26 protein-coding genes and 2 tRNA genes are annotated in these 26,421 nt (G+C 66.3%); 16 read left to right on the plus strand and 12 right to left on the minus strand.

The window, feature by feature from the left end; all coding sequences use genetic code 11:
• Positions 1-13 precede the first annotated feature (13 nt).
• From trxA to BJ963_RS14595, 3 genes are all read left to right on the plus strand, one after another.
• The gene (trxA, locus tag BJ963_RS14585; RefSeq protein ID WP_089916071.1) at positions 14-340 is read left to right on the plus strand and encodes a thioredoxin; all 327 of its coding nucleotides are present in this window, start codon (positions 14-16) and stop codon (positions 338-340) included.
• A 136-nt stretch (positions 341-476) separates the two neighbouring features.
• Positions 477-1,802: an aminotransferase-like domain-containing protein gene (locus BJ963_RS14590; protein ID WP_089916068.1), complete on the plus strand. Its 1,326-nt coding sequence runs from the start codon at positions 477-479 to the stop codon at positions 1,800-1,802.
• 14 nt (positions 1,803-1,816) lie between these two features.
• The gene (locus BJ963_RS14595) at positions 1,817-2,773 is read left to right on the plus strand and encodes a D-alanine--D-alanine ligase family protein (protein ID WP_179457321.1); all 957 of its coding nucleotides are present in this window, start codon (positions 1,817-1,819) and stop codon (positions 2,771-2,773) included.
• A gap of 9 nt (positions 2,774-2,782) precedes the next feature.
• Here the strand turns inward: BJ963_RS14595 and BJ963_RS14600 are convergent, their stop codons facing one another.
• The 8 genes from BJ963_RS14600 to rpmH all read right to left on the minus strand — a co-directional run bounded on the left by BJ963_RS14600 (position 2,783) and on the right by rpmH (position 11,102).
• Positions 2,783-3,754: a ParB/RepB/Spo0J family partition protein gene (locus BJ963_RS14600; RefSeq protein WP_179457322.1), complete on the minus strand. Its 972-nt coding sequence runs from the start codon at positions 3,752-3,754 to the stop codon at positions 2,783-2,785.
• Positions 3,754-4,653, minus strand: coding sequence for a ParA family protein (locus tag BJ963_RS14605; protein ID WP_269457899.1), 900 nt, complete (start codon positions 4,651-4,653; stop codon positions 3,754-3,756). Before BJ963_RS14605 ends, BJ963_RS14600 begins: the two co-directional genes overlap by 1 nt.
• A gap of 3,399 nt (positions 4,654-8,052) precedes the next feature.
• Positions 8,053-8,679 carry a 16S rRNA (guanine(527)-N(7))-methyltransferase RsmG gene (gene rsmG, locus BJ963_RS14610; RefSeq protein WP_089916056.1) on the minus strand — a complete coding sequence of 209 codons (627 nt, stop codon included), beginning with the start codon at positions 8,677-8,679 and terminating at the stop codon, positions 8,053-8,055.
• A 14-nt stretch (positions 8,680-8,693) separates the two neighbouring features.
• Positions 8,694-9,251 (minus strand): Jag family protein, encoded by a 558-nt coding sequence (locus tag BJ963_RS14615; RefSeq protein WP_089916054.1) that lies wholly within the window; start codon positions 9,249-9,251, stop codon positions 8,694-8,696.
• 16 nt (positions 9,252-9,267) lie between these two features.
• Positions 9,268-10,233, minus strand: coding sequence for a membrane protein insertase YidC (yidC, locus tag BJ963_RS14620; protein ID WP_089916051.1), 966 nt, complete (start codon positions 10,231-10,233; stop codon positions 9,268-9,270).
• A gap of 9 nt (positions 10,234-10,242) precedes the next feature.
• Positions 10,243-10,572, minus strand: a complete 330-nt coding sequence (gene yidD / locus BJ963_RS14625) for a membrane protein insertion efficiency factor YidD (protein ID WP_179457323.1) — start codon at positions 10,570-10,572, stop codon at positions 10,243-10,245.
• A complete protein-coding gene (rnpA, locus tag BJ963_RS14630) occupies positions 10,569-10,955 on the minus strand; it encodes a ribonuclease P protein component (RefSeq protein WP_179457324.1) in 387 nt (128 codons plus the stop codon). Before rnpA ends, yidD begins: the two co-directional genes overlap by 4 nt.
• A 9-nt stretch (positions 10,956-10,964) precedes the next feature.
• On the minus strand, positions 10,965-11,102 hold the full coding sequence (gene rpmH, locus BJ963_RS14635) for a 50S ribosomal protein L34 (protein WP_018189031.1): 138 nt from the start codon (positions 11,100-11,102) through the stop codon (positions 10,965-10,967).
• Positions 11,103-11,549: 447 nt separating this feature from the next.
• Between rpmH and dnaA the strand changes: the two genes are divergently transcribed.
• From dnaA to BJ963_RS14685, 10 genes are all read left to right on the plus strand, one after another.
• Positions 11,550-12,980, plus strand: coding sequence for a chromosomal replication initiator protein DnaA (gene dnaA / locus BJ963_RS14640; RefSeq protein WP_089916042.1), 1,431 nt, complete (start codon positions 11,550-11,552; stop codon positions 12,978-12,980).
• A gap of 413 nt (positions 12,981-13,393) precedes the next feature.
• Positions 13,394-14,539 carry a DNA polymerase III subunit beta gene (gene dnaN, locus BJ963_RS14645; RefSeq protein ID WP_089916038.1) on the plus strand — a complete coding sequence of 382 codons (1,146 nt, stop codon included), beginning with the start codon at positions 13,394-13,396 and terminating at the stop codon, positions 14,537-14,539.
• A gap of 40 nt (positions 14,540-14,579) precedes the next feature.
• Positions 14,580-15,467, plus strand: a complete 888-nt coding sequence (gene gnd / locus BJ963_RS14650; protein ID WP_089916037.1) for a phosphogluconate dehydrogenase (NAD(+)-dependent, decarboxylating) — start codon at positions 14,580-14,582, stop codon at positions 15,465-15,467.
• A 34-nt stretch (positions 15,468-15,501) separates the two neighbouring features.
• Positions 15,502-16,668: a DNA replication/repair protein RecF gene (gene recF, locus BJ963_RS14655; RefSeq protein ID WP_179457325.1), complete on the plus strand. Its 1,167-nt coding sequence runs from the start codon at positions 15,502-15,504 to the stop codon at positions 16,666-16,668.
• A complete protein-coding gene (locus BJ963_RS14660) occupies positions 16,661-17,170 on the plus strand; it encodes a DciA family protein (RefSeq protein WP_089916016.1) in 510 nt (169 codons plus the stop codon). Before recF ends, BJ963_RS14660 begins: the two co-directional genes overlap by 8 nt.
• Before the next feature lie 123 nt (positions 17,171-17,293).
• Positions 17,294-19,294: a DNA topoisomerase (ATP-hydrolyzing) subunit B gene (gene gyrB, locus BJ963_RS14665; protein WP_089916013.1), complete on the plus strand. Its 2,001-nt coding sequence runs from the start codon at positions 17,294-17,296 to the stop codon at positions 19,292-19,294.
• Between the two features lie 47 nt (positions 19,295-19,341).
• The gene (gene gyrA, locus BJ963_RS14670; protein ID WP_089916009.1) at positions 19,342-21,894 is read left to right on the plus strand and encodes a DNA gyrase subunit A; all 2,553 of its coding nucleotides are present in this window, start codon (positions 19,342-19,344) and stop codon (positions 21,892-21,894) included.
• The gene (locus BJ963_RS14675) at positions 21,884-22,297 is read left to right on the plus strand and encodes a DUF3566 domain-containing protein (RefSeq protein ID WP_089916006.1); all 414 of its coding nucleotides are present in this window, start codon (positions 21,884-21,886) and stop codon (positions 22,295-22,297) included. The genes gyrA and BJ963_RS14675 overlap by 11 nt, the downstream gene beginning before the upstream one ends.
• A 50-nt stretch (positions 22,298-22,347) precedes the next feature.
• Positions 22,348-22,424, plus strand: a tRNA-Ile gene (locus BJ963_RS14680).
• Between the two features lie 11 nt (positions 22,425-22,435).
• Positions 22,436-22,508: transfer RNA gene (locus BJ963_RS14685), tRNA-Ala, on the plus strand.
• Between the two features lie 20 nt (positions 22,509-22,528).
• Here the strand turns inward: BJ963_RS14685 and BJ963_RS14690 are convergent.
• The gene (locus tag BJ963_RS14690) at positions 22,529-22,993 is read right to left on the minus strand and encodes an Lrp/AsnC family transcriptional regulator (protein WP_179457326.1); all 465 of its coding nucleotides are present in this window, start codon (positions 22,991-22,993) and stop codon (positions 22,529-22,531) included.
• A 92-nt stretch (positions 22,994-23,085) separates the two neighbouring features.
• On the opposite strand from BJ963_RS14690, the gene BJ963_RS14695 reads away from it, so the two are divergent.
• Complete coding sequence (locus BJ963_RS14695) at positions 23,086-23,517, plus strand: rhodanese-like domain-containing protein (RefSeq protein ID WP_179457327.1); 432 nt, start codon at positions 23,086-23,088, stop codon at positions 23,515-23,517.
• Positions 23,518-23,526: 9 nt separating this feature from the next.
• Here BJ963_RS14695 and BJ963_RS14700 read toward each other — a convergent pair whose 3' ends face one another.
• Complete coding sequence (locus BJ963_RS14700; protein ID WP_179457328.1) at positions 23,527-24,390, minus strand: Fpg/Nei family DNA glycosylase; 864 nt, start codon at positions 24,388-24,390, stop codon at positions 23,527-23,529.
• A 48-nt stretch (positions 24,391-24,438) separates the two neighbouring features.
• Between BJ963_RS14700 and BJ963_RS14705 the strand changes: the two genes are divergently transcribed.
• Positions 24,439-24,894 (plus strand): NUDIX domain-containing protein, encoded by a 456-nt coding sequence (locus tag BJ963_RS14705; protein ID WP_179457329.1) that lies wholly within the window; start codon positions 24,439-24,441, stop codon positions 24,892-24,894.
• Here BJ963_RS14705 and BJ963_RS14710 read toward each other — a convergent pair.
• Positions 24,891-25,094 (minus strand): PspC domain-containing protein, encoded by a 204-nt coding sequence (locus tag BJ963_RS14710; protein ID WP_089915990.1) that lies wholly within the window; start codon positions 25,092-25,094, stop codon positions 24,891-24,893. The genes BJ963_RS14705 and BJ963_RS14710 overlap by 4 nt on opposite strands.
• Before the next feature lie 75 nt (positions 25,095-25,169).
• Positions 25,170-25,754 (minus strand): hypothetical protein, encoded by a 585-nt coding sequence (locus BJ963_RS14715; protein WP_179457330.1) that lies wholly within the window; start codon positions 25,752-25,754, stop codon positions 25,170-25,172.
• Between the two features lie 121 nt (positions 25,755-25,875).
• On the opposite strand from BJ963_RS14715, the gene BJ963_RS14720 reads away from it, so the two are divergent.
• On the plus strand, positions 25,876-26,415 hold the full coding sequence (locus tag BJ963_RS14720; RefSeq protein ID WP_018189046.1) for a peptidylprolyl isomerase: 540 nt from the start codon (positions 25,876-25,878) through the stop codon (positions 26,413-26,415).
• Positions 26,416-26,421 lie beyond the last annotated feature (6 nt).

Here is a 26,421-nt window from a genome sequence, read left to right on the forward strand (position 1 = left end):
GAGATACAAGAAAATGTCAGCAGCACGTTCGGTCACGGACGCCAGCTTCGAGCAGGACGTCCTCAACAGCGAGAAGACCATTCTGGTGGACTTCTGGGCTGAGTGGTGCGGCCCGTGTCGCGCCGTCGGCCCCATCCTCGACCAGATCGCCTCCGAGCACGCCGACAAGATCGAGATCGTCAAGCTCAACGTCGACGAGAACCCGCAGACCGCTGCGAAGTACCAGATCACCTCCATCCCCGCGATGAAGGTCTACCAGGGTGGCGAGGTCGTCAAGACCGTCATCGGCGCGAAGCCGAAGCCCGCCCTCGAGGCCGACCTGGCCGCCTACCTCGCGTAGCGCGACCCGTCCTCTTCAGACCCGTCCGGCGCTCACCCGCCGGGCGGGTCTTTTTCGTACCCGTGAGCGCACCGATTTTCTTCGCGGTGCGTCGCCCCCATAGCATGGCTCAACGGCAGAGAAACGGAACTCACACGTGATCGAACACGGCACCCCGCCTCAGCGGGGCAACAATCTGGACCCGTGGTATCACCACTACGCACAGCGTACGAGCGGCCTCGCCGCCAGTGAGGTCCGAGCCCTGTTCGCCGTCGCCAGCCGCCCCGAGGTGGTCTCGCTGGCCGGCGGCATGCCGTTCGTCTCCGCCCTGCCGCAGGACCTGGTGGTCGGCGCGATGGACCGCGTCATGCGTGAGCAGGGAGCTGTCGCCCTCCAGTACGGCTCGGGACAGGGCGTTCCGGCCCTCCGTGAGCAGATCCTCGACGTCATGGCGCTCGAAGGCATCAGCGGAAGCGCCGACGACGTGGTCATCACCACCGGTTCGCAGCACGCGCTGGAGCTGTTCAGCAAGCTCTTCATCGATCCGGGCGACGTCGTGCTCGCCGAGGGTCCGAGCTATGTGACCGCGATGGTCATCTTCAAGTCGTACCAGGCCGAGGTCGATCATGTGCCGATGGATGCGCACGGCCTCGTCCCCGAGGCGCTGCGCGAGCACATCGCGCGGCTGAAGGCGGCCGGGCGTCGTGTGAAGTTCCTCTACACGGTCCCGACGTTCCATAACCCCGCCGGCGTGACGTCGACCTGGGAGCGGCGGCTCGAGATCCTCGAGATCGCTCGGGAGAACGACATCCTCGTGCTGGAGGACAACCCGTACGGGCTCCTGTACTTCGACGAGAAGCCGCCCGCGGCCATGCGTTCGGTGGAGAAGGACGGCGTCGTCTACCTCGGAACATTCTCCAAGACACTCGCCCCCGGATTCCGTGTGGGCTGGGCGTTGGCGCCGCACGCCATCCGCGAGAAGCTCATCCTCGCCAACGAGGCGGCGATCCTCAGCCCGAGCTCGTTCAGTCAGCTGGTCATCTCCGAGTACCTGCAGGATGCCGACTGGCGGGCGCAGATCGACACCTTCCGCGGCGTGTACCGGGAGCGCAAGGAAGCCATGATCTCGGCGTTGAACGAGCACCTGCCCGAGCTCAGCTGGACCGATCCCGCCGGCGGGTTCTACGTCTGGGTCACTCTCCCTCCGCATCTCGACTCGAAGGCGATGCTCCCGCGTGCCGTGACCGAGCTCGTTGCGTACACACCGGGAACCGCGTTCTACGCCGACGGTTCAGGCGCCCAGAACATCCGGCTGTCGTTCTGCTACCCGACTCCCGAGAACATCCGGGTGGGCGTGCGCCGCCTCGCGAACGTCATCGGCGGGGAGCAGGATCTGCTCGACACCTTCGCCGGCACCGGCCCGTTGGACGCCTCCCAGCGCCGGAGCAGGACGAGCGCGAACCCTCCCACCGATCTGCGCTAGAGAAAGACCTGATCATGGCCGAAAAAGAAGCACTGAATGTCGTCGTTCTCGCCGGTGGGATCTCGCACGAGCGCGACGTCTCCCTGCGCACCGGTCGGAGGGTGGCAGACGGCTTGAACGCCCTAGGCCACGCGGTGACGGTACGCGACCCCGACGCCTCGCTGCTCGCCTTCCTCGAAGAGTCGGCACCGGATGTCGTCTGGCCGGCACTGCACGGCGCCAGCGGCGAAGACGGAGCGCTGCGTGGCCTGCTGGAGATCACCGGGGTGCCGTTCGTCGGGTCGCGCGCAGACGCATCCCGGCTCGCCTGGTCGAAGCCGACCGCCAAGACGATCGTGTCGCGGGCGGGTGTCGCGACCCCGGATTCGGTGACCCTGCCGCAGGAGACCTTCCGCGAGCTCGGTGCGAGCAGCGTGCTGGCCACCGTCCTCGACGGACTGGGCCTCCCGCTGGTCGTGAAGCCCGCCCAGGGCGGATCCGCTCAGGGTGTCACCATCGTGACCACCGCCGACGAGCTTCCTCGCGCCATGGTCGATGCGTACACGTACGGCGACGTCGCGCTCATCGAACGCAAGGTGGACGGCGTCGAGGTCTCGGTCGCGGTGGTGGATGTCGGCGACGGCCCTCAGGCGCTTCCCGCTGTCGAGATCGAACCCGTGGACGGCGTGTACTCCTTCGACGCCCGGTACAACGCGGGGGAGACCCGGTTCTATGTTCCCGCGCGCCTCGATGAGCTGGTGTCGACGGCGGTTGAGGACGCCGCCCGCACGGCCCACGAAGCGCTGGGCCTGCGGCATCTCTCCCGCATCGACCTGATCGTCGACGATGCAGGAACTCCGTGGTTCCTGGAGGCGAACGTGCTGCCCGGACTCACCGAGACGTCCATCATGCCGCAGGCGATCACCGCCTCCGGCCGCGAGCCCGCAGACGTCTACGCGGCATTGGCCGTCGCGGCCATCGCCGACGCCTGACGGGGACGGTCAGCTGTAGCTGGGCTGTCCGAGCTCGTCGAGGATCCGGTTGAGATCCTGAATGGTGGCGAAGTCCACCACGATCTGGCCCTTGCGTGCGCCGAGAGAGATCTTGACCCGTGTATTCAGCCGATCTCCAAGCTGACCAGCAATTTCATCGAGATGACCTCGGTGCCGGCCCGCTGTCGCCTTGGTGCGCGGGGGCTTCGGCGTCTTGCTCGCCGCGGCCTCGGCAGCGCGCACGGAGAGGTCTTCGTTGACGATCTTGTCGGCGAGGCGGATCATCGCCTCCTGGTCGTCGCCGAGCGACAGGATCGCCCGCGCGTGTCCTGCGCTCAGCACACCTGCAGCCACCCTGGCCTGCACCGACGCCGGCAGCTTGAGGAGCCGGATGGTATTGGTGATCTGCGGACGCGACCGTCCGATCCTGGTGGCGAGCTCCTCCTGAGTGATGCCGAAGTCGGCGAGGAGCTGCTGGTAAGCGGAAGCCTCCTCCAGTGGGTTGAGCTGGCTCCGGTGGAGGTTCTCCAGCAGCGCGTCGCGCAGCATGTCCTCGTCTGCCGTGTCCTTCACGACCGCGGGGATCGTGTCCAGCCCGAGTTCCTTTGTGGCGCGCAGACGGCGCTCCCCCATGATCAGTTCGTAGCGGCCCGGCTCGTCGGGAAGGGGGCGCACGACGACCGGCTGGAGCACGCCCACCTCGCGGATGCTCGCGATCAGCTCGTCGAGGGCGTCGCGGTCGAACTCGGTGCGCGGCTGGACGCGGTTCGGCACGATGTCGGCGGGGGAGAGGCTGGCGAGCCGAGCTCCCGGAACCGCGACCAGATCGTCCTCTCGCTCGGCGAGTGCCACGGCCGAGCGCGCCGTCGCCGCTCCCGCATTGCTGTCGGGGAAGAAGACGTCGACGGGACGAGCGGACTGATCGCTGGTCGGGATGAGGGCGCCGATTCCTCGGCCCAGTCCGGTGCGCTTCGCTGCCATTAGCGGGGTACTCCTCTTCGTGCGATCTCGGCGGCCGCCTCCATGTAGGAGAGCGAGCCACTGGAGTTGGTGTCGTAGCTGATGACGCTCTGTCCGTAGCTCGGCGCTTCGGAGATCCGGACCGAGCGAGGGATGATCGTGTCGAGCACTTCGTTGGGGAAGTGCTCGCGAACATCCGCGGCGACCTGATGGGCGAGGTTCGTGCGGGAGTCGTACATCGTGAGCAGGATCGTGGAGACCTGGAGCTTGGGGTTCAGGTGCCGTTCGATCAGCTGGATGTTCTTCAGCAGCTGACTCAGGCCTTCGAGGGCGTAGTACTCGCACTGGATCGGAATGAGGACCTCGCTCGCGGCGACGAACGCGTTGATCGTGAGGAGCCCGAGCGACGGCGGGCAGTCGATGAGCACGTAGTCGATGTCGTACTCGTCGAGGAAGCGGCTGAGGGCGCGCGACAGTCGCTGTTCGCGCGCCACCATGGAGACCAGCTCGATCTCGGCACCGGCGAGATCGATGGTAGCCGGGACCACGAAGAGCCCGTCGAACTCCGGGCTCTTCTGAATCACTTCGTCGAGCTCGCGGTCATTCACCACCACGTCGTAGACGCTAGGAGTGCCCTCGCGATGCTCGACACTCAAAGCGGTCGACGCGTTGCCCTGCGGGTCGAGGTCGATCACGAGCACCCGCGCTCCCGACTTGGCGAGCGCCGCGCTGAGGTTGACCACGGTGGTCGTCTTCCCGACGCCACCCTTCTGATTGGAGATCGTGAAGATCCGCGTCTGCGAAGGAAGGGGGAGCGTAGTGGATGCGATCACCTGGCGACGGCGGGCCAGTTCTTGAATCTCCTGCGCCAGCGGTGTGCCCGCGTCGAAGCTGTCATCCGTCGTGTCGGCATCCGTCACGCTGTCGATCTCACCTACTCCGCCGTGTTCATCCTGATGGGGTTGTTTCACGTGAAACCTCGTCGCTTTGTGGTGCTCCGCACCGGCTTTCGGCTGGCCGTCGGCACACCCTCAGCGCACCCGTGAACAACTCTAACTCGGATGTCCGACGCTTACCGCGCGCCGCGCAACCTGTGGAGAAGTGCGACCCCGAGGATCACCGCAGGCTCGGTCCTCCAGGCCGCCGATTCACGTGAAACGGTGGTCGTCGCGGCCTCGCCCCTGACGCGACGTTGTCATGCCGAAGCCCTTCATGGCACAAACGTGCACACGGCACTCTGGGCCGACTTCACGTGAAGCCAAGGCACGCGGACCGGCGGTATGACAAGGGAGGGGACCCCGCCTGATCCAGCCGCAGGGCACAGGTCGGGGAGCACCCGAGCATTGTTGGTGTTCGGGACTACAGGCCGTCGTTCCGCGCAAGGGTAGGGTACGCGGACGTACGCGGCCGGCCGTGTGGCCAGGGCCACAGATTCACAGCGATACGCTCAGCAACGGCGTCTGCAGGTGCAGCACTCCATCGGATCGCAACCCGCAGCAGAGCGGACAGGGCCACCGGTTGCGTATTCTCGGCACAAGGCCGACGTTTCACGTGAAACTGACCGCGTACGGCTCGGCGCTGTGCCCGGAGGCGGGTCGGTGAAATCCGATCCGCCACGACGCCTGCAGGTGCAGCACGCCGCTGCACCTAGACCGGCACGGGGAGCGGACCGACCGGCTGCGTCTGGGAGGCCGGGGGTCTCCGTTTCACGTGAAACCCAGGACGTACGAGCCAGCGGTGCGCCCTGAAACGGGTCGGTGCAATCCGACCGCGACGACGTCTGCAAGTGCAGCACTCCCCGGACTCCAACCAGCAGGGGAGAGGGCCCCACCCGCGGATCGCGTGTTCCAGCGCCGCACGCCGACGTTTCACGTGAAACCCAGCTCGTACGACCCAGCGGTGCGCCCTGAGACGGGTCGCTGCAATCCGCTCAGCAACGACGTCTACAGGTGAAGAACTCCCCGGACTCCAACCAGCAGGGGAGAGAGCCCCACCCGCGGATCGCGTCTTCCAGCGCCGCACGCCGACGTTTCACGTGAAACCCAGCACGTACGACCCAGCGGTGCGCCCTGAGACGGGTCGCTGCAATCCGCTCAGCAACGACGTCTGCAGGTGCAGCGCTCCTGGACTCGAACCGGCCGGGAGCGGACCCGACCGACCGCGTCTTCCAGCGCCGGACGCCGACGCTTCACGTGCAACCCAGCACGTACGACCCAGCGGTGCGCCCTGAGACGGGTCGCTGCAATCCGCTCTGCAGGTGCAGCGCTCCCCGGACTCCAACCGGCAGGAAGCGGGCGCGACCGACGGATCGCGTCTTCCAGCGCCGGACGCCGACGTCCCACGTGAAACCCAGCACGTACGGCCGGGCGGTGCGCCAAGAGGTTCGTCCTGATCTGCGCACCCCGGAAGCGTCTCCGGGAACGAGGCTCTGCCTCACGTCAACCGGCAGGGGAGCGGTCCGAGCGACCGATCGCGCATCCAGGATCGGCGGCGGACGTTTCACGTGAAACCCAGGACGTGCGGCCAGCCGTTTACCGCGGGAGGTGATACGGCCCGGTCCGATCCGATCAAGACGACTTCTGCAGCTTCAGTACTTCGCTCGGCCCGACACCACGTCCGTCCGTGAGGCCACCCACGCTTCCGGACGCGTCCGCCGGCCCAGCGCCCAGTATCGGTACGCCGCATGGCAGCTCTATCGCCGCCAGACCGCTACCGCCATCGCATGTCGTACGGAATCGGCTCTCTGTTGTCCCGAACCGCTCGGTCCGCACGACTCATCCGCGGGGGCGGCAGAGCCCGATGTTGCAGGATCGGGCTCGCGAGCCAAAACGTCAATCGCGAACGTCTGATTCGTGGGTCCGCCCGATGGCACCCGTGCCTAGTGACGGGGAGAACTCATGGTGCCGCACCAACGTGAGCCCCAACCGACCTCCGACAGACGCCGGCGCGCAACCGTGGAGGTGGCCCCAGCGAGGAGCAGAGTGCACGCGGACCCTCCACATGGAGACCGTTTCACGTGAAACACTGCCCGAACGCCTCCGGGATCGGAATTCCGGAGCGGGGATCCTGCGGTGCACCATGCTCGCGCACATCCCGGTCGATTGCCAAATGCAGCGGTCGCTCCACATCTGCGTGCAGACCGCACCACCTGACGGCCACCGGGTCCTGGGCGGGCAAACCCGGGGGAGACGCGGGCGAACCGCGAACCCGACGTTTCACGTGAAACAGGACCACATTGTGCGGCACCATTCCGGGCGCGACGATCGGTACGCCTGACGAGTCGCCTCTGTCGGGGCCCTGTTTGTCGCGCGAGTCCGTCGCATGAACGGGCCCTACAGACCTTCCGGTTCCGATACAGCGCTTCGGCACCATGCGAAAGCAGAAAGTGTCCGATGCCTAGTGCAGGACTCGAGCCGGCAGTCCCATAGTTCGCCGCGCCCTCAGTGAGCAGATGTTGCAGCGTCTACGTTCGACGCCGATCGATGCGATAGTTTCACGTGAAACCTTGTCCATCGTGAGGCCGGCCAGCGGCGGCACCCCCTCGTGGATGCCCGCTTCAACGGCCCCCCCAGAGCCCAACCAGCACGGCAGTCTCGCAGTGCGCGCGCGCCGCGCCCCGTTGATTCACCCTCAATGCTCTTCCCTCTGATCGGACCACGGGCTCACAACACCGAATCTCAGCGTCTCGACGTCAGCGATGCGGAGAACCAGACGACACCGGATAGGGGAGGGGGAACGCATCCATACGCCCAGCATGAGAGCGGCGGGAACTCGGTTCACACACGCCATCGCGAGACGACGGATCGACATCCCACTGTCTTGAACCCGAGGGCCGGACGACCAATCGAATGGACCACGCCGAGCTTGGTCACCCGGCGCGAGTCACGCCCGCACCGATGATCATCTCGTCAAGGCCTGCCGCCGTGATCTCGTACCTACCGGAGAGAGACCGCGGTGCGTGACTCCAACTTCGTTGATGACCCCTTGGCCGAAGGTGCTCGGTCGATACCGACAGACCACAGCCTGTCACAACCGCGACACGGGTTCTCGGGTCAATCCCGACCAACGAGCCCTGATCTCCATTCAGACCATCCACCCCGCGATAGTCGTGATACCCGTGATGGCCCGTGACCCACCACATGCGAAGCCCGAGGTCACATGGAGCGATCCAGGGCTCGGAATCAGCCCCATCCGACACCACATCGTGCAAAACCGGAGCGTCCGAGGAGGCGGAGCGAGGCGCACGATGGCTCTCAGACAACGGAAGCACGCGCTTCGGATGCCACAGAGCGATCCTCAGCCGCATTGGACGGAGTGCGTCAGCGGACGCGAGCGCGTATGACCCGGGTGACTTCCGCCAGAACGCCCTCGCCGAGGGTCAGAACCTCGATATCGCTCACCTTGTACTTCCTGATTTCCTTGGCCGCCGCCTCGACCTCGGCTGGCGCGCCCGCGCCCTTCATCAGAACGAGCTCACCGCCGTCCCGGAGCAGGGGAGCCGTCAGGGGGAGGAGCTTGCGGAAGGCACTGACCGCGCGCGCCGTCACCTGATCCAGAGGCGCGTCGATGCGCACGTCCTCCGCCCGGGCCCGCAGCACTGTCACGTTCTCAAGGCCCAGTTCGGTGACTTGCTCGTTGAGCCACGCAATCCGGCGCTCCATCGGCTCGATCAGAACGAACGACACGTCGGGTCGTGCGATCGCGAGGACGAGCCCGGGAAGGCCGGCTCCGCTGCCGACATCACCCACTCGCCCAGGTCGGAGGAGGGGAGCAACGATGGCGCAATTCAGGATGTGCCGAGACCACAAGCGGGGGAGCTCGAGCGGACCGATAAGTCCGCGCTCTTCACCCTGGTCCGCGAGGTTCTGAGTGAATCGACGCGCGAGTTCAATACGGTCACCGAAGAGGGCGGCCGCCGCCTCCGGTTCCTGCTCGACGTCGCTCACAGTTTCACGTGAAACTAGCTCGCCGTGATGACCGTGTAACGATCGCGACCCTCGCCCCGCGAGGTCGAGACGTAGCCACGCTCCGACACCACGTCATGAACAAGCTTGCGCTCGTAGGAGGACATCGGCGGGAGAGCGGCCTCGGCCGCGCCCTCGTCGAGACGCTCGATCGCGCGGTCGACCAATCGGGCCAGCTCGGCCTGGCGAGCATCGCGGGATCCCGCGATGTCCAGGATGAGTCGGGAGTACCCGCCGGTCTGGTTCTGCACGGCGAGGCGAGTCAGCTCCTGCAGTGCGGCGACCGTGTCGGCATTCGCCAACAGAGAAAGATTCGATGCGTCGTCATCCGTGTTCACGGAGATGTAGGCACGCCCATTGCGGGTGTCGATGTCGATGTCACCGTCGATGTCGGCGATGTCGAGCAGTTCCTCGATGTAGTCGGCAGCGATGTCGCCTTCGCGATCGAGATCGGCAGCGGTCGGTTCGGCCGTCTCGGCCGCCACGGCGGTGTCGTCCGCAGCCACGTCGGTGAGGTCGGCGGGCTCGGGGGAGGAGGTCTGCACGTCGGTCATCGGTTGAAGATCCTAACTACTTTCCGGCCTGCTTCTTCGCGCGCGCCTTGCTCACCGGCTGCACGCGCTGCGGCTGCTGCTTCTTCGGCTGCTCCTCGACGGTCAGCACCGTGGCGCCGTCCTCCTGAACGAGCTTGCCCTTCTTCGCCAGGCGTGCCTCGCGCGCCTTCGCCGCATCCGAGCCCGGGGTCGGCATGTTGCGGATGACGAGGAACTGCTGGCCCATGGTCCAGAGGTTCGAGGTCAGCCAGTAGAACATGACACCGAGCGGGAAGGCGAAGCCGGAGAAGAGGAAGACGAACGGGAGCAGGTACAGCAGGATGCGCTGCTGCTTGAACTGCGGGCTCGCCTTGGTCTCCGGCGACATGTTCTTGGAGACGATCTGCAGCTGCGTCAGGAACTGCGAGCCCGTCATCAGCACGACCATAACGGCTGCTATGACCATCACGGCGACCTGCGGCGGGTGGGCGTTCATCGCGCCCTGGAAGCTCTGGTGGAGGGGCGCGACGCCGAACAGCGTGGCGTTTCCGAACTGCTGCGCGAGCGTCTCGTTCAGCGGACCCACGCCGGCGTGGCCGCTCTGAGCTCCGTTCAGCACCTGGAACAGGGAGAAGAACACGGGCATCTGCAGCAGCAGCGGCAGGCACGAGCTCAGCGGGTTCGTGCCGGTCTTCTTGTAGAGGTCCATCGTCTCTCGCGACATGGCCTCGCGAGAGAACTGATCCTTCTTGCCCTTGTACTTGTCCTGGATCTTCTTCAGCTGCGGCGCGATCTCCAGCATCCGTCGCTGGTTCTTGATCTGACGCACGAAGATCGGGATCAGGGCGGCACGAACGACGACCGTCAGACCGACGATCGCCAGCACCCAGGTGATGCCCGCCGCCGGGTCGAGACCCATCTGCGTAAACAGCCAGTGGAAGGCGACGAGGATCAGCTCCACGACCCATTTGATGGGCCAGAGGATGGTACCGATGATGTCCATGAGTTGTTGCTAGGCCCTTCGCTGACTGATGACGCTGCCGTGGCTGGTGGCCACGACGAATCCGAATGGGGTCACCCGATACCGCGGCTTCTTCGCCGGGGGGACGTCGTCGACCCCGCCGGCCGCCCACGGGTGGCACCGGGCGATGCGCCGGATGCCGAGGAACGAGCCCACCACCACGCCGTGCAGCTGGATGGCCTGCAGCGCGTAGGCCGAGCACGAGGGGTAGTAGCGGCAGACATCGCCGTAGAGAGGGGAGATCACGGCGCGGTACGCGCGCAGCACCAGCACCGCGGCATTGCGCGGTGCGAGGAGCACTGCTGCGAGCGCGGTGTTCATGAACGGACGCTGCCCTTACTGAGATGACTGCGGCTGGTGAAACGGGACGAGGCCCGTGAGAGCTCTTCGTGCAGGCTAGCCCACGGCGCTTGAACGGAGGCTGGCAATGCGCGCACGACCACGTCGACTCCGGCAGGATCGCCCGGATTCGATGTGTACCGCGGGAGCAGATCGTACGCAGCCGCCTTGAGCCGCCGACGGATCCGGTTCCGCATCACCGCATTGCCGACCGTCTTGCTCACGATAAAGCCGAATCGCACCACATCGGAGTCCGGATTCGAGCGGATGTACGTGACGGTGGACGCTCCTGTGAAGCGCGCACCGCGTCGTACGGTCGCCCGGTAGTCCGCCCCCCGCGTGATGCGATTGGCTTTCGCGAGCACCGGAAGCGGTTACGCCGAGAGCTTCTCGCGGCCCTTGCGGCGGCGAGCGGAGAGGATGGCGCGACCCGCACGGGTGCGCATGCGGAGGCGGAAGCCGTGGGTCTTCGCGCGCTTGCGGTTGTTCGGCTGGAAAGTTCTCTTGCTCATATCTATCTCCGTGGTGGTCTCTTCACAGGCCTGTGCTGAGAGAAAGGGCCAGCACGGGGAGGCCAGGAAAGTTACAGGGCAGCCGAAATGGCCGCAAGTCAACTGATTAAAACTACGGCCTCGGACCGGATGAGGTCAAACCGATCGAGTCAAATCCATTGATTATGCACGGGATTGGCAGGGAACCGATGCCCGACGCGCCGTCGTATGCCGCCGATCGGATTTGATCGGCCTTCTGTGGACAAGTTACCGTGAGGTCGAAAGTTATCCCCAGGCCATGCCAATTCTGGCCGGAGATCGCTACGGTATTGCTCACACAGCGGTGGATAACTCTGTGAATACCCACCGGCGGCATCCGAAGCCGCCAACCCGACGAGAGTCACCGGGGGTCGACTCGTCCCCTCGTCGGGCTGACGGCATCCGCAACACAGACGAAGACGGGGAACAATGGCAGGCGGCGAAGAGTCCATAGCTGCGGCATGGCAGGACGTGCTCGGGAAGCTCGAGACCGACGACCGGATCACCCCGCAGCTGTACGGGTTCCTCAGCCTGGTCGAGCCCAAGGGCATCATGGCCGGCACCTTCTACCTGGAGGTGCCCAACGAGTTCACCCGCGGGATGATCGAGCAGCGCAGCCGCGTTCCCCTCCTTCACGCGATCGGTTCTCTCGACGACACCCTCGAGGTCAACACCTTCGCAATCGTCGTCAACCCGGAGATCCAGCAGGACACCATGGCCGGCCCTGCGCCGGAGATGGAGTCCGCCGCCGCGTATGTCGAGCAACCCGCTCAGGTGGTGTCGACGCCGACGGAGATCACGGCGCCCCCACGCGGCGGCGACACCCGGCTGAACGCCAAGTACAGCTTCGACAACTTCGTCATCGGCCAGTCCAACCGGTTCGCCCACGCGGCCGCGGTGGCCGTGGCCGAGGCGCCGGCCAAGGCGTACAACCCGCTCTTCATCTACGGCGACTCCGGTCTCGGCAAGACCCACCTCCTCCACGCCATCGGTCATTACGCGATGAGCCTGTACCCGGGCATCCGCGTCCGATACGTGTCGTCCGAGGAGTTCACCAACGACTTCATCAACTCCATCGCGAACAACCGCGGCTCGTCCTTCCAGGCGCGGTACCGCAACATCGACATCCTGCTGATCGACGACATCCAGTTCCTGCAGAGGGCGGTCGAGACGCAGGAGGCGTTCTTCCACACCTTCAACACCCTCCACGACCACAACAAGCAGGTGGTCATCACCTCCGATCTGCCGCCCAAGCACCTCACCGGGTTCGAAGACCGGATGCGCTCCCGCTTCGAGTGGGGTCTGATCACCGACGTCCAGGTGCCCGACCTCGAGACGCGCATCGCGATCCTCCGCAAGAAGGCGCAGAGCGAGAAGATCCAGGTGCCGGACGACATCCTCGAGTTCATGGCGTCGAAGGTGTCGAGCAACATCCGCGAGCTGGAGGGGACGCTGATCCGCGTCACCGCATTCGCGAGCCTCAACCGAACCCCGGTCGACATGCCCCTGGTGCAGACCGTCCTCAAGGATCTGATCACGCTCGACGACGACAACGTGATCGCGCCGACCGACATCATCACCAACACGGCCGAGTACTTCAAGCTCACCGTCGACGACCTCTACGGCTCCAGCCGGTCGCAGGCGGTCGCCACGGCACGCCAGATCGCCATGTACCTGTGTCGTGAGCTGACGAATCTGTCCCTGCCCAAGATCGGCCAGCTGTTCGGCGGGCGTGACCACACCACCGTCATGTACGCGAACAAGAAGATCAGCGAGCTCATGAAGGAGCGCCGCTCGATCTACAACCAGGTCACCGAGCTCACGAGCCGGATCAAGCAGAACCACCGCTACGGCAAGTAGCGACGCGCCCTTGTAGCGCAGAACTTATCCACATATCCATCCCCAGAGTGGGGACAGTGCGTTATTAACACTTGTGGATAACTTGTGGAGAGCCTCCGGAGAACCACACGTTTAATGGGGACGGCGATCCGCATGCTGTGCAAAGGGACCGCTCGGTCACATCGCGGCCGATCGTTGTGAACACCCGGATTCCTCAGGTCATCAACAAGTCACCGTGGTGTAGTTCCCAGTGATCGCGCGGCCTCAACAGAGTTATCCACATTTTCCACAGCGGTTAACACGATTACTCCTTAACTCTTTTCAATGAGGGCAGACGACAACCTCAAGGGCTCAGGGGGCGACCGCTTCCCCGTCACAACCCAGGCGCTAGGATTTGTGACGTCCGTGACCGTCAAGCCGACAGAGGTGACTTCGTGAAGTTCCAAGCCAATCGGGATGTGTTCAGCGAGGCTGTCTCCTTCGCGGTGAAGCTCCTGCCGCAGCGGACGACTCTGCCCATCCTGAGCGGTGTCCTCATCGAGACGACGGACAACGGACTCCAGCTGTCGTCCTTCGACTACGAGGTGTCAGCCCAGACCGAGATCTCCGCGGAGGTCGAGGAGCCCGGACGTGTCCTGGTCTCCGGCCGCCTCCTCGCCGAGATCGCGTCGAAGCTCCCGAACGCCCCCGTGCAGTTCTCGACAGAGGACTCGAAGATCGTGGTCCGGGCCGGTTCGGCCAACTTCACCCTGCTGTCCATGCCCGTCGAGGAATACCCGAGCATCCCGCAGGTCGGCGGCGAGGCCGGCCTCGTGCCTGCGGAGGAATTCGCCGAAGCCGTCGCGCAGGTGGGCGTCGCCGCCTCCCGCGACGACGTGACTCCCGTGATCACGGGCGTGCAGCTCGAAGTCGGAGACAACACCCTGGGCCTCGTCGCCACCGACCGTTACCGGGTTGCCGTCCGCGAGATCGACTGGGACAACGGCACCACTGCGGGCGAGCCGGTCACGGCCCTCGTCCCGGCGCGGACACTGACCGAGATCGGCAAGACGTTCGGGCACAGCGGCACCGTGTCCATCTCGATCACCAACCGCGACGACCGCGAGCTGATCGCGTTCACGGCGGACAGGAAGACCGTCACGTCGCTGCTGATCAAGGGCAACTTCCCGCCCGTGCGCCGCCTCTTCCCGGAGCAGGTGGACAACTACGCGGTGATGAACACCGCAGAGCTCATCGAGGCGACCCGGCGCGTCGCCCTCGTCCTCGAGCGCGAGGCCGCGCTCCGCTACACCTTCACCGCCGACGGGCTGACGCTGGAAGCGATCGGGTCCGAGCAGGCGCAAGCATCCGAGAGCATCGACGCTCTTCTCACTGGCCAGGAGACGGTGGTTTCATTGAAGCCGCAGTTCCTGCTCGATGGTCTCGGTGCGGTGCACTCGGAATTCGTGCGCATCTCGTTCACCAAGACCGAGAACCCCAACAAGCCGGGCCCTGTGCTCATCACGAGCCAGACGTCCAAGGATCAGGCAGGCGCGGACTCGTACAAGTACCTGCTCCAGCCCAACCTGCTCCTGCGCTAGATCCCGGCGCCGCAGATAGCGAAGGAAGAGAAGGACAATCATGCACATCGGCCTCATCGGCCTCGGACGCATGGGCAACAACATGCGCGCCCGGCTCGAGAAGAACGGCATCGACGTCACCGGATACGACACGAACCCCGAGGTCTCTGACGTCGCGACCGTGGCCGACCTCGTCGCGGCGCTCCCGGCGCCGCGCACCGTCTGGGTCATGGTGCCCGCCGGCGAGATCACCGACTCCGTGATCCGCGAGCTCGAACCGCTGCTCGAGAAGGGCGACCTCGTCATCGACGGCGGCAACTCCAAGTTCACGGAGGACTTCAAGCACGCCGAGCTGCTCGCTCCGCGCGGTGTCGACTTCATGGATGCCGGGGTCTCCGGCGGCATCTGGGGTCTCGAGAACGGCTACGGTCTCATGGTCGGCGGTTCGGCCGAGCAGGTCGCGCGGGTCATGCCGGTCTTCGACGCGCTGCGACCGGAAGGTCCGCGCGACGAAGGCTTCGTCCACGTGGGCGAGGTCGGCGCCGGCCACTACGCGAAGATGGTGCACAACGGCATCGAGTACGCGCTGATGCAGGCCTACGCCGAGGGATACGAGCTCCTCGACACGCGCAAGGACATCATCAAGGACGTCACCGGCACCTTCAAGGCCTGGCAGCGCGGGACGGTCGTCCGCTCGTGGCTGCTCGACCTGCTGGTCCGCGCTCTGGAGCAGGATCCGGAGTTCGAGCACATCGAGGGCTACGTGCAGGACTCGGGCGAGGGTCGCTGGACGGTGGAGGAGGCGCTCAACAACGCCGTCCCCGTCCCCACGATCAGCGCATCGATCTTCGCGCGCTTCGTCTCGCGCCAGGAGGACTCGCCCGCCATGAAGGCGGTCGCGGCCCTGCGGAACCAGTTCGGCGGGCACGCCGTGAAGGCCGTCGACTGAGGCGCGGACCGAAACCGCGTGAACTGAAAACTCTGTGCGTGTCACACACCTCTCCCTGACCGACTTCCGCAACTACCGCACCGCGGAAGTGCCGTTCGCGGCCGGCGCGAACCTGTTCGTCGGCCGCAACGGCCAGGGGAAGACCAACCTCGTCGAATCGCTCGGCTACCTGAGCACCCTCGGGTCGCATCGGGTGTCGAGCGATCAGGCGATGATCCGGAAGGATGCGGACGCCGCGATCGTCCGCGCAAGGATCCAGCACGACGGCCGGGAACTCCTGGTCGAGGTGCAGCTCAATCGCAGCACGCCGAACCGGGCTCAGGTGAACCGGTCAGCGATCAAGCCGCGCGAGTTACCGCGGTACTTCTCCAGCGTGCTGTTCGCTCCGGAGGACCTCGCGCTGGTGCGCGGCGAGCCGGGGATCCGCCGGCGGTTCCTCGATCAGCTGCTCATTCAGCGCAACCCGCGCTTCTCCGCCGTGATCGCCGATTACGAGCGTGTTCTGAAGCAGCGGAACACCCTGCTGAAGTCGGCGAGAGCGTCCCGCGTCCGGGAGGATCAGCTCGGCACCCTCGAGATCTGGGACGACCGGCTCGTCCAGCTCGGATCCGAGCTGATGGATGCGCGTCTCGACCTGGTCGCGCGTCTCAGCGATCCGCTCGTCGCGGCCTACCGGTCCGTCGCCGGCGACGATCACCACCCGCGGCTCATCCCGCAGCTCACCATCCACGGCGCGCAGGTCGATGACGAGGACAGCGCGGCGGAGGACGATGTGACCGGCTCAGCCGGTGTCGCGACCCCGGAGGCGTTCCGCCGGGCTCTCGCGGCGGTGCGCAGGAAAGAGCTCGACCGCGGTCTCACCCTCGTCGGGCCGCACCGCGACGACGTGCTGTTCGAACTCAACGCTCTTCCCGCGAAGGGGTATGCCAGCCACGGAGAGTCGTGGTCCTTCGCCCTCGCCCTCAAGCTGGCGTCGGCGGAGCTGCTCCGCCAGGAGTCGACGACCGGCGACCCCGTGCTCATCCTCGACGACGTCTTCGCGGAACTCGACCAGGCTCGGCGACGGATGCTGGCAACCGCCGTGGCCGGTTACGAACAGGTGCTCATCACCGCGGCCGTGTACGACGACGTGCCCGACGAACTCACGGCGCACACCGTCCGCATCGAGGCCGGCGCGATCATGGAGACCCCCGATGCCTGATCGCACATCCCGCGTCGCGCCCGGCGAGAGCGAGGCTTCCGCCGTCTACCTGCGGCTGAAAGCGTTGTTCACGGGAACGACCTCCCGGAGCCGTCGCGGTCCCCGGCGCGAGGAGAGCACCACCGGAAGTCAGCCCTTCGGCTCCGGGCGCGATCCACGCGGCGTCGGAGACGTGGTCGATGCGCTCGCGGCGCAGCTCGGCTGGACCTCCGCCCTCGCGAAGTCCGACCTGCTCGACGGATGGCGTGAGCTGGCCGGCGAGGAGACCGCGAAGCATGCCGAACCGGACCAGATCACGGACGGTGTGCTGGTGGTCCGGTGCGAGTCGACGGCGTGGGCGACGCAGCTTCGGATGATGCGCTCCGAACTGCTCGCACGGATCGCGGAGCGATTCCCCGAGGCCGGCATCGAGTCGATCCGTTTTCAGGGGCCGGACGCCCCCTCCTGGAAAAGAGGTCCCAGGTCGATTCCAGGGCGTGGCCCGCGCGATACTTACGGCTGAGAGCACAAAAGAGGTCGCCCTGGCACGGAAAATGCCTCAGACGGCCGTTTTCGGGCAATTCGCCGCCCGGCTCTTGGTAGAATGGAACGTCACTGTTGAGTGCGGTCAGGAGCCTAATTTCATATGACGATGGAACCGAACGCGGCCGGGACGGAACACGAATACGGCGCGAATGAGATCCAGGTCCTCGAGGGTCTCGAAGCCGTCCGCAAGCGACCCGGAATGTACATCGGTTCGACCGGTCCCCGCGGGCTTCACCACCTGGTCTACGAGATCGTGGACAACTCCGTCGACGAGGCCCTCGCCGGGCACGCCGACAACATCGAGGTGACCATCCTCCCGGACGGCGCCGTGCGGGTCGACGACAACGGTCGTGGCATCCCGGTCGACGAGCACCCGGTCGAGAAGAAGTCGACGGTCGAGGTCGTCCTCACCATCCTGCACGCCGGCGGCAAGTTCGGCGGCGGCGGGTATGCGGTGTCCGGTGGACTCCACGGCGTCGGAAGCTCTGTCGTGAACGCGCTCTCCAGCCGCCTCGACGTCGAGGTGCACCGGCAGGGTCACGTCTGGCGGCAGAGCTACCGCAACGGTGTGCCGCAGGCGCCCCTCGAGAAGGGCGAGGCGTCCGACCGCACCGGGACGATCATCACGTTCTGGCCGAGCGCCGACACGTTCGAGACGATCGAGTTCGACTACGAGACGCTGCGCACGCGCTTCCAGCAGATGGCGTTCCTCAACAAGGGCCTCCGCATCGCGATCACCGACGAGCGCACCCCCGAGATCGAGCCCGTCGAGGGTGAGGTCGACGAGGAGTACACACCGCGCCACGAGGTCTTCCTCTACGAGCGCGGTCTGATGGACTACGTGCAGTACCTCAACTCCGCGAAGAAGGTGGAGGTCGTCCACGACGAGATCATCTCGTTCGAGTCGGAGGACACCGAGCGCAAGATCGCCCTCGAGGTCGCCATGCAGTGGACGACCAGCTACAACGAGAGCGTTTTCACCTACGCGAACACGATCAACACCCACGAGGGCGGAACGCACGAAGAGGGATTCCGTGCTGCGCTGACCACGCTGGTGAACCGGTATGCGCGTGAGAAGGGCATCCTCAAGGAGAAGGACGACAACCTCTCCGGCGACGACGTGCGCGAGGGTCTGACGGCGGTCATCTCCGTCAAGCTGTCCGAGCCGCAGTTCGAGGGCCAGACGAAGACGAAGCTCGGCAACACCGAGGCCAAGGCCTTCGTGCAGAAGGTCGTCGGCGACCAGCTCGGCGACTGGTTCGACCGCAACCCGAACCAGGCGAAGGACATCATCCGCAAGGCGCTCCAGGCCGCGACCGCGCGGCTCGCCGCCCGGAAGGCGCGCGAGACCGCCCGCCGCAAGGGGCTCCTGGAGAGCGGCGGGATGCCGGGCAAGCTCAAGGACTGCCAGTCGAAGGACCCGACGATCTCGGAGATCTTCATCGTGGAGGGCGACTCGGCCGGCGGCTCCGCCGTGCAGGGCCGCAACCCCGAGACGCAGGCGATCCTGCCGCTGCGCGGCAAGATCCTCAACGTCGAGAAGGCGCGGCTCGACCGTGCCCTCGGCAACAACGAGGTGCAGGCGATGATCACGGCGTTCGGCGCCGGCATCGGCGAGGACTTCGACCCGGAGAAGGCGCGGTACCACAAGATCGTGCTCATGGCCGACGCCGATGTCGACGGCCAGCACATCACGACGCTGCTGCTGACCCTGCTGTTCCGCTACATGCGCCCGATGATCGAGCTCGGCTACGTCTATCTGGCGCAGCCGCCGCTCTACCGGCTCAAGTGGTCGAACGCCGAGCACGAGTACGTGTACTCCGACCGTGAGCGCGACGCCTTCCTGGCCGAGGGCCTCGCGGCGGGCAAGCGCATCCCCAAGGACAACGGCGTGCAGCGCTACAAGGGTCTGGGTGAGATGGACTACCAGGAGCTGTGGGAGACCACGATGAACCCGGAAACCCGGACGCTGCTGCAGGTCACCCTCGACGACGCGGCAGCGGCCGACGAGATCTTCGCCACCCTGATGGGCGAGGACGTCGAGTCGCGACGCTCGTTCATCCAGAAGAACGCCAAGGACGTGCGGTTCCTCGACATCTGATGCTCCGGCATGGGTGAACGACGAGGAATCACGAGGAAGAGAAGACTGTGACGGACGAAGAGAACGTGTCGGGCGAGAGCGGAGCCGGCTTCGGCATCCACGGCAGGATCGACCAGGTCGACCTGCAGTCGGAGATGCAGCGGTCGTACCTCGACTACGCCATGTCGGTCATCATCGGGCGTGCGCTGCCTGAGGTGCGCGACGGGCTCAAGCCGGTGCACCGCCGCGTCATCTACGCGATGTTCGACGGCGGGTACCGGCCGGACAAGGCGTTCTCGAAGTGCGCTCGCGTCGTCGGCGACGTGATGGGTCAATTCCACCCGCACGGCGACTCCGCGATCTACGACGCCCTGGTGCGACTCGTCCAGCCGTGGAGCCTGCGCTACCCGCTGGCCCTCGGCCAGGGCAACTTCGGCTCCCCGGGCAACGACGGCGCAGCCGCCCCGCGGTACACCGAGACGAAGATGGCCCCGCTCGCGCTGGAGATGGTGCGCGACATCGACGAGGAGACCGTCGACTTCCAGGACAACTACGACGGGCGCACCCAGGAGCCGGCCGTCCTGCCGAGCCGCTTCCCGAACCTGCTCGTCAACGGCTCCGTCGGCATCGCGGTCGGCATGGCCACGAACATCCCGCCGCACAACCTGCGCGAGGTGGCGGACGGCGCGCTCTGGCACCTGCAGCATCCCGAGGCCTCTCGCGAGGAGCTGCTCGAGGAGCTCATCAAGCGGATCAAGGGACCGGACTTCCCGACCGGCGCGCAGATCCTGGGCGTCAAGGGCATCCACGACGCCTACCGCACCGGACGCGGCTCGATCACGATGCGTGCCGTCGTCACGATCGAGGAGATCCAGGGCCGGGTCTGCCTCGTCGTCACCGAGCTGCCGTACCAGGTGAACCCGGACAATCTGGCGATCAAGATCGCGGACCTGGTCAAGGAGGGCCGCATCGGCGGTATCGCCGACATCCGCGACGAGACCTCCGGACGCACCGGCCAGCGCCTGGTGATCGTGCTGAAGCGCGACGCCGTCGCGAAGGTCGTGCTGAACAACCTGTACAAGCACACGCAGCTGCAGGAGAACTTCGGCGCGAACATGCTCGCGATCGTCGACAACGTGCCTCGCACGCTGGCCCTCGATGGATTCATCACCGCGTGGGTGGACCACCAGATCGAGGTCATCGTCCGGCGGACGCAGTACCGCCTGCGCAAGGCCGAGGAGCGCGCGCACATCCTGCGCGGCTACCTCAAGGCCCTCGACGCGCTCGACGAGGTCATCGCGCTCATCCGCCGCTCGCCAACGGTCGACGACGCACGCGAGGGACTGAAGACCCTGCTCGACGTCGACGACGTCCAGGCGGATGCGATCCTCGCGATGCAGCTCCGCCGCCTGGCCGCCCTCGAGCGGCAGAGGATCGTGGACGAGGCGGATGCGATCGAGAAGCAGATCGCCGAGTTCCACGCGATCCTCGACGACCCGGCGCGTCAGCGTTCGATCGTCAGCGAGGAGCTGACCGAGATCGTCGACCGCTTCGGCGACGACCGGCGCACCGAGATCATGTTCGGCTACGACGGCGACATGAGCGTCGAAGACCTCATCCCCGAAGAGGAGATGGTGGTCACCGTCACGCGCGGCGGCTACATCAAGCGGACGCGGAGCGACAACTACCGCAGCCAGCACCGCGGCGGAAAGGGCGTGAAGGGGGCGCAGCTGCGCGGCGAGGACGTGGTCGACCACTTCTTCGTGACCACGACGCACCACTGGCTCCTCTTCTTCACGAACAAGGGGCGCGTGTACCGCGCCAAGGCGTACGAAGTGCAGGAGGCCGGCCGCGACGCCAAGGGCCAGCACGTCGCCAACCTGCTCGCCATGCAGCCGGATGAGGAGATCGCCGAGATCCTCGACATCCGCGACTACCAGGCGGCCAAGTACCTGGTGCTCGCGACCCGCGACGGCCTGATCAAGAAGACCGCCCTCGAGGAGTACGACACCAACCGCACCGGCGGGATCATCGCGATCAAGCTGCGCGAGGACGACGAGCTCGTCTCCGCACTCCTGGTCGAAGAGGACTCCGACCTGTTGCTCGTCTCCCGCAAGGGCATGTCGATCCGCTTCACGGCGTCCGACGAGGCGCTCCGACCGATGGGCCGGTCGACCTCGGGCGTCATCGGCATGCACTTCCGCGGCGACGACAGCCTGCTCGACGCGTCGGTCGTCTCCGACGAGGGCTACGTCTTCGTCGTCACCGAGGGCGGGTACGCCAAGCGCACCGCAGCAGACCAGTACCGCCTGCAGAACCGCGGCGGTCTGGGCATCAAGGTGGCCAAACTCAGCGACGACCGGGGCGACCTGGTGGGTGCCCTCATCGTGGGCGAAGACGACGAGGTCCTTGTGGTTCTTGCCAGCGGCAAGGTGGTACGCTCTGCCGTGGCCGAGGTACCAGCCAAGGGCCGCGACACCATGGGTGTCGTCTTCGCACGTTTCGCCGAGTCGGACAAGATCATCGCACTGGCGAAGAACACCGAGCGTGATCTCGAATCCTCCCTTCCCGCGGAGGACGCCGAGGCCGTCGGGAAGGATGAAACCGTAGATGAGCAGTAGCGTCGCCGAGAAGTTGGCCAAGAAGTCGTCCCGTCGACCCGCATCCGCCAAGCAGGTGCGGCTGAAGCTGGTGTACATCGACTTCTGGTCGACCGTGAAGCTGTCGTTCCTCGCCGGGATCTGCCTCGCGATCATCGCGATCGTCGGCACGTTCCTCATCTGGACGGTGCTCGACCGCACGGGCATCTTCGACCAGATCAACAGCCTGTTCAAGGACATCTCGGGCGCCGGCGGCAGCGACCTCCGGTCCATCCTGGGGCTGGGTCAGGTGATGGGCTTCTCGCTCATCGTGGCCATCCTCGACATCGTCGTGGTGACCGCTCTGGGCGCCGTGTTCGCGCTGCTCTACAACCTCTCGGTGAAGATCACCGGCGGTCTGCTGGTCGGTTTCACCAACAACTGACCGATTTCGCAATGCTCGGGCAGATCGGGTAGTCTCGTATCTGCCCATTCGGGGATATAGCTCAGGCGGTTAGAGCGCTTCGCTGATAACGAAGAGGTCCGAGGTTCAAGTCCTCGTATCCCCACCATCACTTCTCACGGGGCCTTAGCTCAGTTGGTAGAGCGCCTGCTTTGCAAGCAGGATGTCAGGAGTTCGAATCTCCTAGGCTCCACCCTTACGGGTGTCCGTGGTTCATTCCGGCGGCGGCACGATCGTCCGCGTCGGGAACGGGCTCGAGTACGAGACGCTCGTCGTCACGCTGCCGAGTGTTCCGACGCGGCCGCTGATCTGCTCCAGGTGCCGCATGGAGGTCGCCACCACCTTGAGGATGAAGCAGTCGTCTCCCGTGACGTGGTGTGCCTCCACCACCTCCGGCAGTTCCGCGAGCAGATCGTGCAGCGGCGTGTACTGGCTGCTGGGGTAGCGCAGCCGGAGGTAGGCGAGGATGCCGTAGCCCAGCCTCTCGGGGTCGAGGACCGCCCGGTAGCCCGTGATCACGCCGGCCTCTTCCAGTCGCCGTACGCGCTCGGCGACCGCGCTGTTCGACATGTGCACCGTGCGGGCGAGTTCGGCGATCGACTGCCTGCCGTCGCGTTGCAGCTCGGCGAGGATGCTGCGATCGGTGCTGTCGACGGCGAACGTGGATGTGACGGCCATGGCGTGATTCTGCCATGAGATCGACGGCGGGACGGCTCCAAGGCCGTTGATCGCTCCTTCAGCCGAAGTCCGCATTTTCCTAGTCTCGAGGCATGACGACAACCACTGCCGACGCCATCCAGCACTTCGCGGCGAAGCTCCGCTTCGAGACCGATCCGTCCGATGTCCATGCCGCGTTCGAGCGCGGTGAGCGCTTCGTCCTGGTGGACAGCCGCGCCGCTGTCGCGTGGGCTCAGGGGCGGGTGGCGGGGGCCGTGCATCTGCCGACCGCCCAGATCGACGAGCGTGCGTCCCAGCTGATCCCGCTCGACATGCCCGTCGTCGTCTACTGCTGGGGTCCGGGATGCAACGGGTCCACCCGAGCCGCCCTCGCGCTCAGCCGGCTCGGCTACGAGGTGCGGGAGATGATCGGCGGTTACGAGTACTGGGTGCGGGAGGGACTGCCGACGGTGGACGACGCCGGTCCGCTCGAACGCTCGGTGGACCCGCTCACGGCGCCCCCGGGCATCGCCTGCGACTGCTGATGCCTTCGGCTACTTGAGCAGCCGGGAGAGGACGCGGTCGGCCAGCGGCTTGCCGCCCGTCTGGCACGTCGGGCAGTACTGGAAGGTCGAGTCGTGGAAGATGACCTGCCGGATGGTGTCTCCGCACACCGGGCAGGGCTGGCCGGTACGGCCGTGCACACGCAGATTCGACTTCTTCTCGCTCTTCAGCTCGGACGCGGCCAGGCCGTCGGCGCGGGCCAGCGCCTCCCTCAGTGTGGACTGCATCGCTTCGTACAGCCGGGCGACGTCGTCCGGCGGCATGCTGGCCGGCTTGTACGGCGACATCTTGGCGACGTGGAGGATCTCGTCGGAGTAGGCGTTCCCGATGCCCGCGATCAGCGACTGATTGCGCAGGACGCCCTTGATCTGCGCCCGCCCCTGTCCACCGAGGATGCCCGCGAAGACCTCCTCGGTGAACGACGGGTCGAGCGGATCGGGGCCGAGACGCTGGATGCCGGGAACATCGGCGGGATCGCGAACGACGTAGATGGCGAGGCTCTTCTTGGTGCCGGCCTCGGTGATGTCGAGCCCCGAGCCGTCGTCGAGGACAAGCCGCGCCGCGAGCGGGCCCTTGCCCAGACGCCCGGTGGAAGGCGGCGGAGGGGAATCGCGCCAGCGGAGCCACCCGGCACGGGCGAGGTGCACCACGATGTGGAGCTCTCCCGCGGCGATGTCGAGGAACTTGCCGTGCCGGCTGACGCCGGAGATGGTCAGTCCGTGGAGGGCGTCGGCCGGAGGATCGAAGGTCTTCAGAGCCGAGAAGGCGGCGATGCTCAGACGGTCGATGACGCGCTGCTTCAGCCGGCCATTGAGGTCGGCGGCGAGGGCGGTGACTTCCGGCAGTTCGGGCATCACCCCTAGTCTGCCCGGGTCCTCCGACAATGGCAGTAGGTTGGTGCGGTGGATATCAGAGTCGCTGCATACGGTGTCATCGTCGACGGCGATCGCATCCTTCTCGCCCACTGGAACGAGGGCGGCCGCTCCGGCTGGACGCTGCCGGGCGGCGGCATCGACCCGGGCGAGGACCCGGTGGATGCGGTGGTCCGCGAGATCGCGGAAGAGACCGGCTATCTCGCCGAGGCGGGCGAGCTGCTCGGAATCGACTCCAAGGTGATCCCCGGCGAGCACCGCTTCGTACCGGATGCCGGACCGATGCACGCGCTCCGGATCGTCTACCGGGCCAGGGTCGTGGGCGGGTCGCTCACGAACGAGCTCGACGGCACGACGGACGAGGCCGCGTGGTTCCCCCTCGACCGCATCCCGAGCCGTCGGGTCGAGCTCGTCGACACCGCGCTGGGGATGGCCGGGCTGGGAGCGGTCGGGCTCGGAACGGCGGGGGCGGGCGACGGCCGCTAGACCGTCGCCGTTCCGCGTGCCTGCTCGCCGGGGATGACGATCCACATCACCAGGTAGGCGATGAACTGCGGGCCCGGCAGCAGGCACGACAGCAGGAACAGGACGCGGACCGTCCACGGCCGGAGGCCGAAGCGGTTCGCCAGGCCGGCGCACACGCCGGCGATCACACGGCCATCACGGGGACGCATCAGAGTGCTCATGCATCCCAGACTCGCAGCGGCGCGCACGCCGCACCATCGGGGTAACCCCCGAACAGACCCTGATCCGGGTCGGCGCTACTGCTGCGGAGCCTCGGCAGCCGGAGTCGCGGGCGTCGACGGCGTGGTGGGCTCCTCATCGGCGACCCACAGCTCGTCGTCTGCGCGGAAGGTCTGCCAGACGGCGTACAGCAGACCGACGGCCGCGACGATGCCGAGACCGATCGCGATCACGCCACCGGCGCCAGGGCCGGACTTCTGTGCGGGAGCCTTCGGCTTCTTCGAGAGCTCCTTGCCCGCCTTCGTGAAGTCGCCGGCGAAAGCGGCCGCACGGGCTGCTCGAGCGTGGTCGACCACCGAGAGCGCGGTGCCGACGGCCGTGCCCACCGCGGGGATGACGTCGTTCACCACGCGCTGCCGTGCCTGGCCGGCGTAGTGGGTCGCCGTCTCCTTCGCGGTGTGGGCCGCCGGACGCACGTACTGGTCGTAACCGTCACGGACGCGCGGCGCGATCTCCTCACGCGTGTAGTAGGCCGCCTGCTTACGCGCCTCGGCAGCGAGGGCGTTGGCGTTGGCCAGAACCTCCTGCTGCTGAGTCCACAGGTCCTCGGCTCCGCTGCGCAGTCGCTTGAGCTCCTTCTTGCGCTTCCGTGTCAGGCTCATCTGTTCCTCCGTTGGTCGGGGTGGCGACTGACTCCATCTTGCCACCGAAAGGGCTGGGGATGGCCCGAGAGGTCTCGAGCCCGCCCAAGTCAGCTGTACGCGCTGTGCAAGAATTGGTGCCATGTCTAAGCACACCGCTGTCGCCACGCTCCACACTAACTACGGAGACATCAAGGTCAACCTCTTCGGCAACCACGCGCCGAAGACGGTGCGGAACTTCGTCGGGCTGGCGACGGGCGAGATCGAGTGGACGCACCCCGCCACGGGAGAGAAGTCCAAGACTCCTCTCTACGACGGCGTGGTCTTCCACCGCATCATCCCGGGCTTCATGATCCAGGGCGGCGACCCGCTCGGCCAGGGCGTCGGCGGACCGGGCTACCAGTTCGACGACGAGATCAGCCCCGACCTCGACTTCACGCAGCCGTACATCCTCGCGATGGCCAACGCCGGCATCCAGGGCGGCCGAGGCACCAACGGCTCGCAGTTCTTCATCACCGTCGCGCCGACCACGTGGCTGCAGGGCAAGCACACCATCTTCGGCGAGGTCGCCGACGACGCCTCCCGCAAGATCGTCGACAAGCTGGCCGAGGTTCCCACGGACGCCCGGGACCGGCCGCTCGACGACGTCGTGATCGAGTCGATCGACATCGAGCAGGTCTGAGGAAGG

The sequence above is a fragment of the Leifsonia soli genome, assembly GCF_013408745.1.
GTDB classification, from domain to species: domain Bacteria; phylum Actinomycetota; class Actinomycetes; order Actinomycetales; family Microbacteriaceae; genus Leifsonia; species Leifsonia soli.

Bases quoted from the DNA above. Each gene is read 5' to 3' on its own strand.
- BJ963_RS14690 (WP_179457326.1), bottom strand. From the start codon at position 22,993: ATGGCCGTCACATCCACGTTCGCCGTCGACAGCACCGATCGCAGCATC.
- dnaA (WP_089916042.1), top strand. From the start codon at position 11,550: ATGGCAGGCGGCGAAGAGTCCATAGCTGCGGCATGGCAGGACGTGCTC.
- BJ963_RS14710 (WP_089915990.1), bottom strand. From the start codon at position 25,094: ATGAGCACTCTGATGCGTCCCCGTGATGGCCGTGTGATCGCCGGCGTG.
- BJ963_RS14720 (WP_018189046.1), top strand. From the start codon at position 25,876: ATGTCTAAGCACACCGCTGTCGCCACGCTCCACACTAACTACGGAGAC.
- BJ963_RS14660 (WP_089916016.1), top strand. From the start codon at position 16,661: ATGCCTGATCGCACATCCCGCGTCGCGCCCGGCGAGAGCGAGGCTTCC.
- gnd (WP_089916037.1), top strand. From the start codon at position 14,580: ATGCACATCGGCCTCATCGGCCTCGGACGCATGGGCAACAACATGCGC.
- BJ963_RS14600 (WP_179457322.1), bottom strand. From the start codon at position 3,754: ATGGCAGCGAAGCGCACCGGACTGGGCCGAGGAATCGGCGCCCTCATC.
- BJ963_RS14615 (WP_089916054.1), bottom strand. From the start codon at position 9,251: ATGACCGACGTGCAGACCTCCTCCCCCGAGCCCGCCGACCTCACCGAC.
- gyrB (WP_089916013.1), top strand. From the start codon at position 17,294: ATGACGATGGAACCGAACGCGGCCGGGACGGAACACGAATACGGCGCG.
- trxA (WP_089916071.1), top strand. From the start codon at position 14: ATGTCAGCAGCACGTTCGGTCACGGACGCCAGCTTCGAGCAGGACGTC.
- BJ963_RS14675 (WP_089916006.1), top strand. From the start codon at position 21,884: ATGAGCAGTAGCGTCGCCGAGAAGTTGGCCAAGAAGTCGTCCCGTCGA.
- BJ963_RS14700 (WP_179457328.1), bottom strand. From the start codon at position 24,390: ATGCCCGAACTGCCGGAAGTCACCGCCCTCGCCGCCGACCTCAATGGC.
- rpmH (WP_018189031.1), bottom strand. From the start codon at position 11,102: ATGAGCAAGAGAACTTTCCAGCCGAACAACCGCAAGCGCGCGAAGACC.
- BJ963_RS14595 (WP_179457321.1), top strand. From the start codon at position 1,817: ATGGCCGAAAAAGAAGCACTGAATGTCGTCGTTCTCGCCGGTGGGATC.
- BJ963_RS14695 (WP_179457327.1), top strand. From the start codon at position 23,086: ATGACGACAACCACTGCCGACGCCATCCAGCACTTCGCGGCGAAGCTC.
- BJ963_RS14715 (WP_179457330.1), bottom strand. From the start codon at position 25,754: ATGAGCCTGACACGGAAGCGCAAGAAGGAGCTCAAGCGACTGCGCAGC.
- yidC (WP_089916051.1), bottom strand. From the start codon at position 10,233: ATGGACATCATCGGTACCATCCTCTGGCCCATCAAATGGGTCGTGGAG.
- yidD (WP_179457323.1), bottom strand. From the start codon at position 10,572: ATGAACACCGCGCTCGCAGCAGTGCTCCTCGCACCGCGCAATGCCGCG.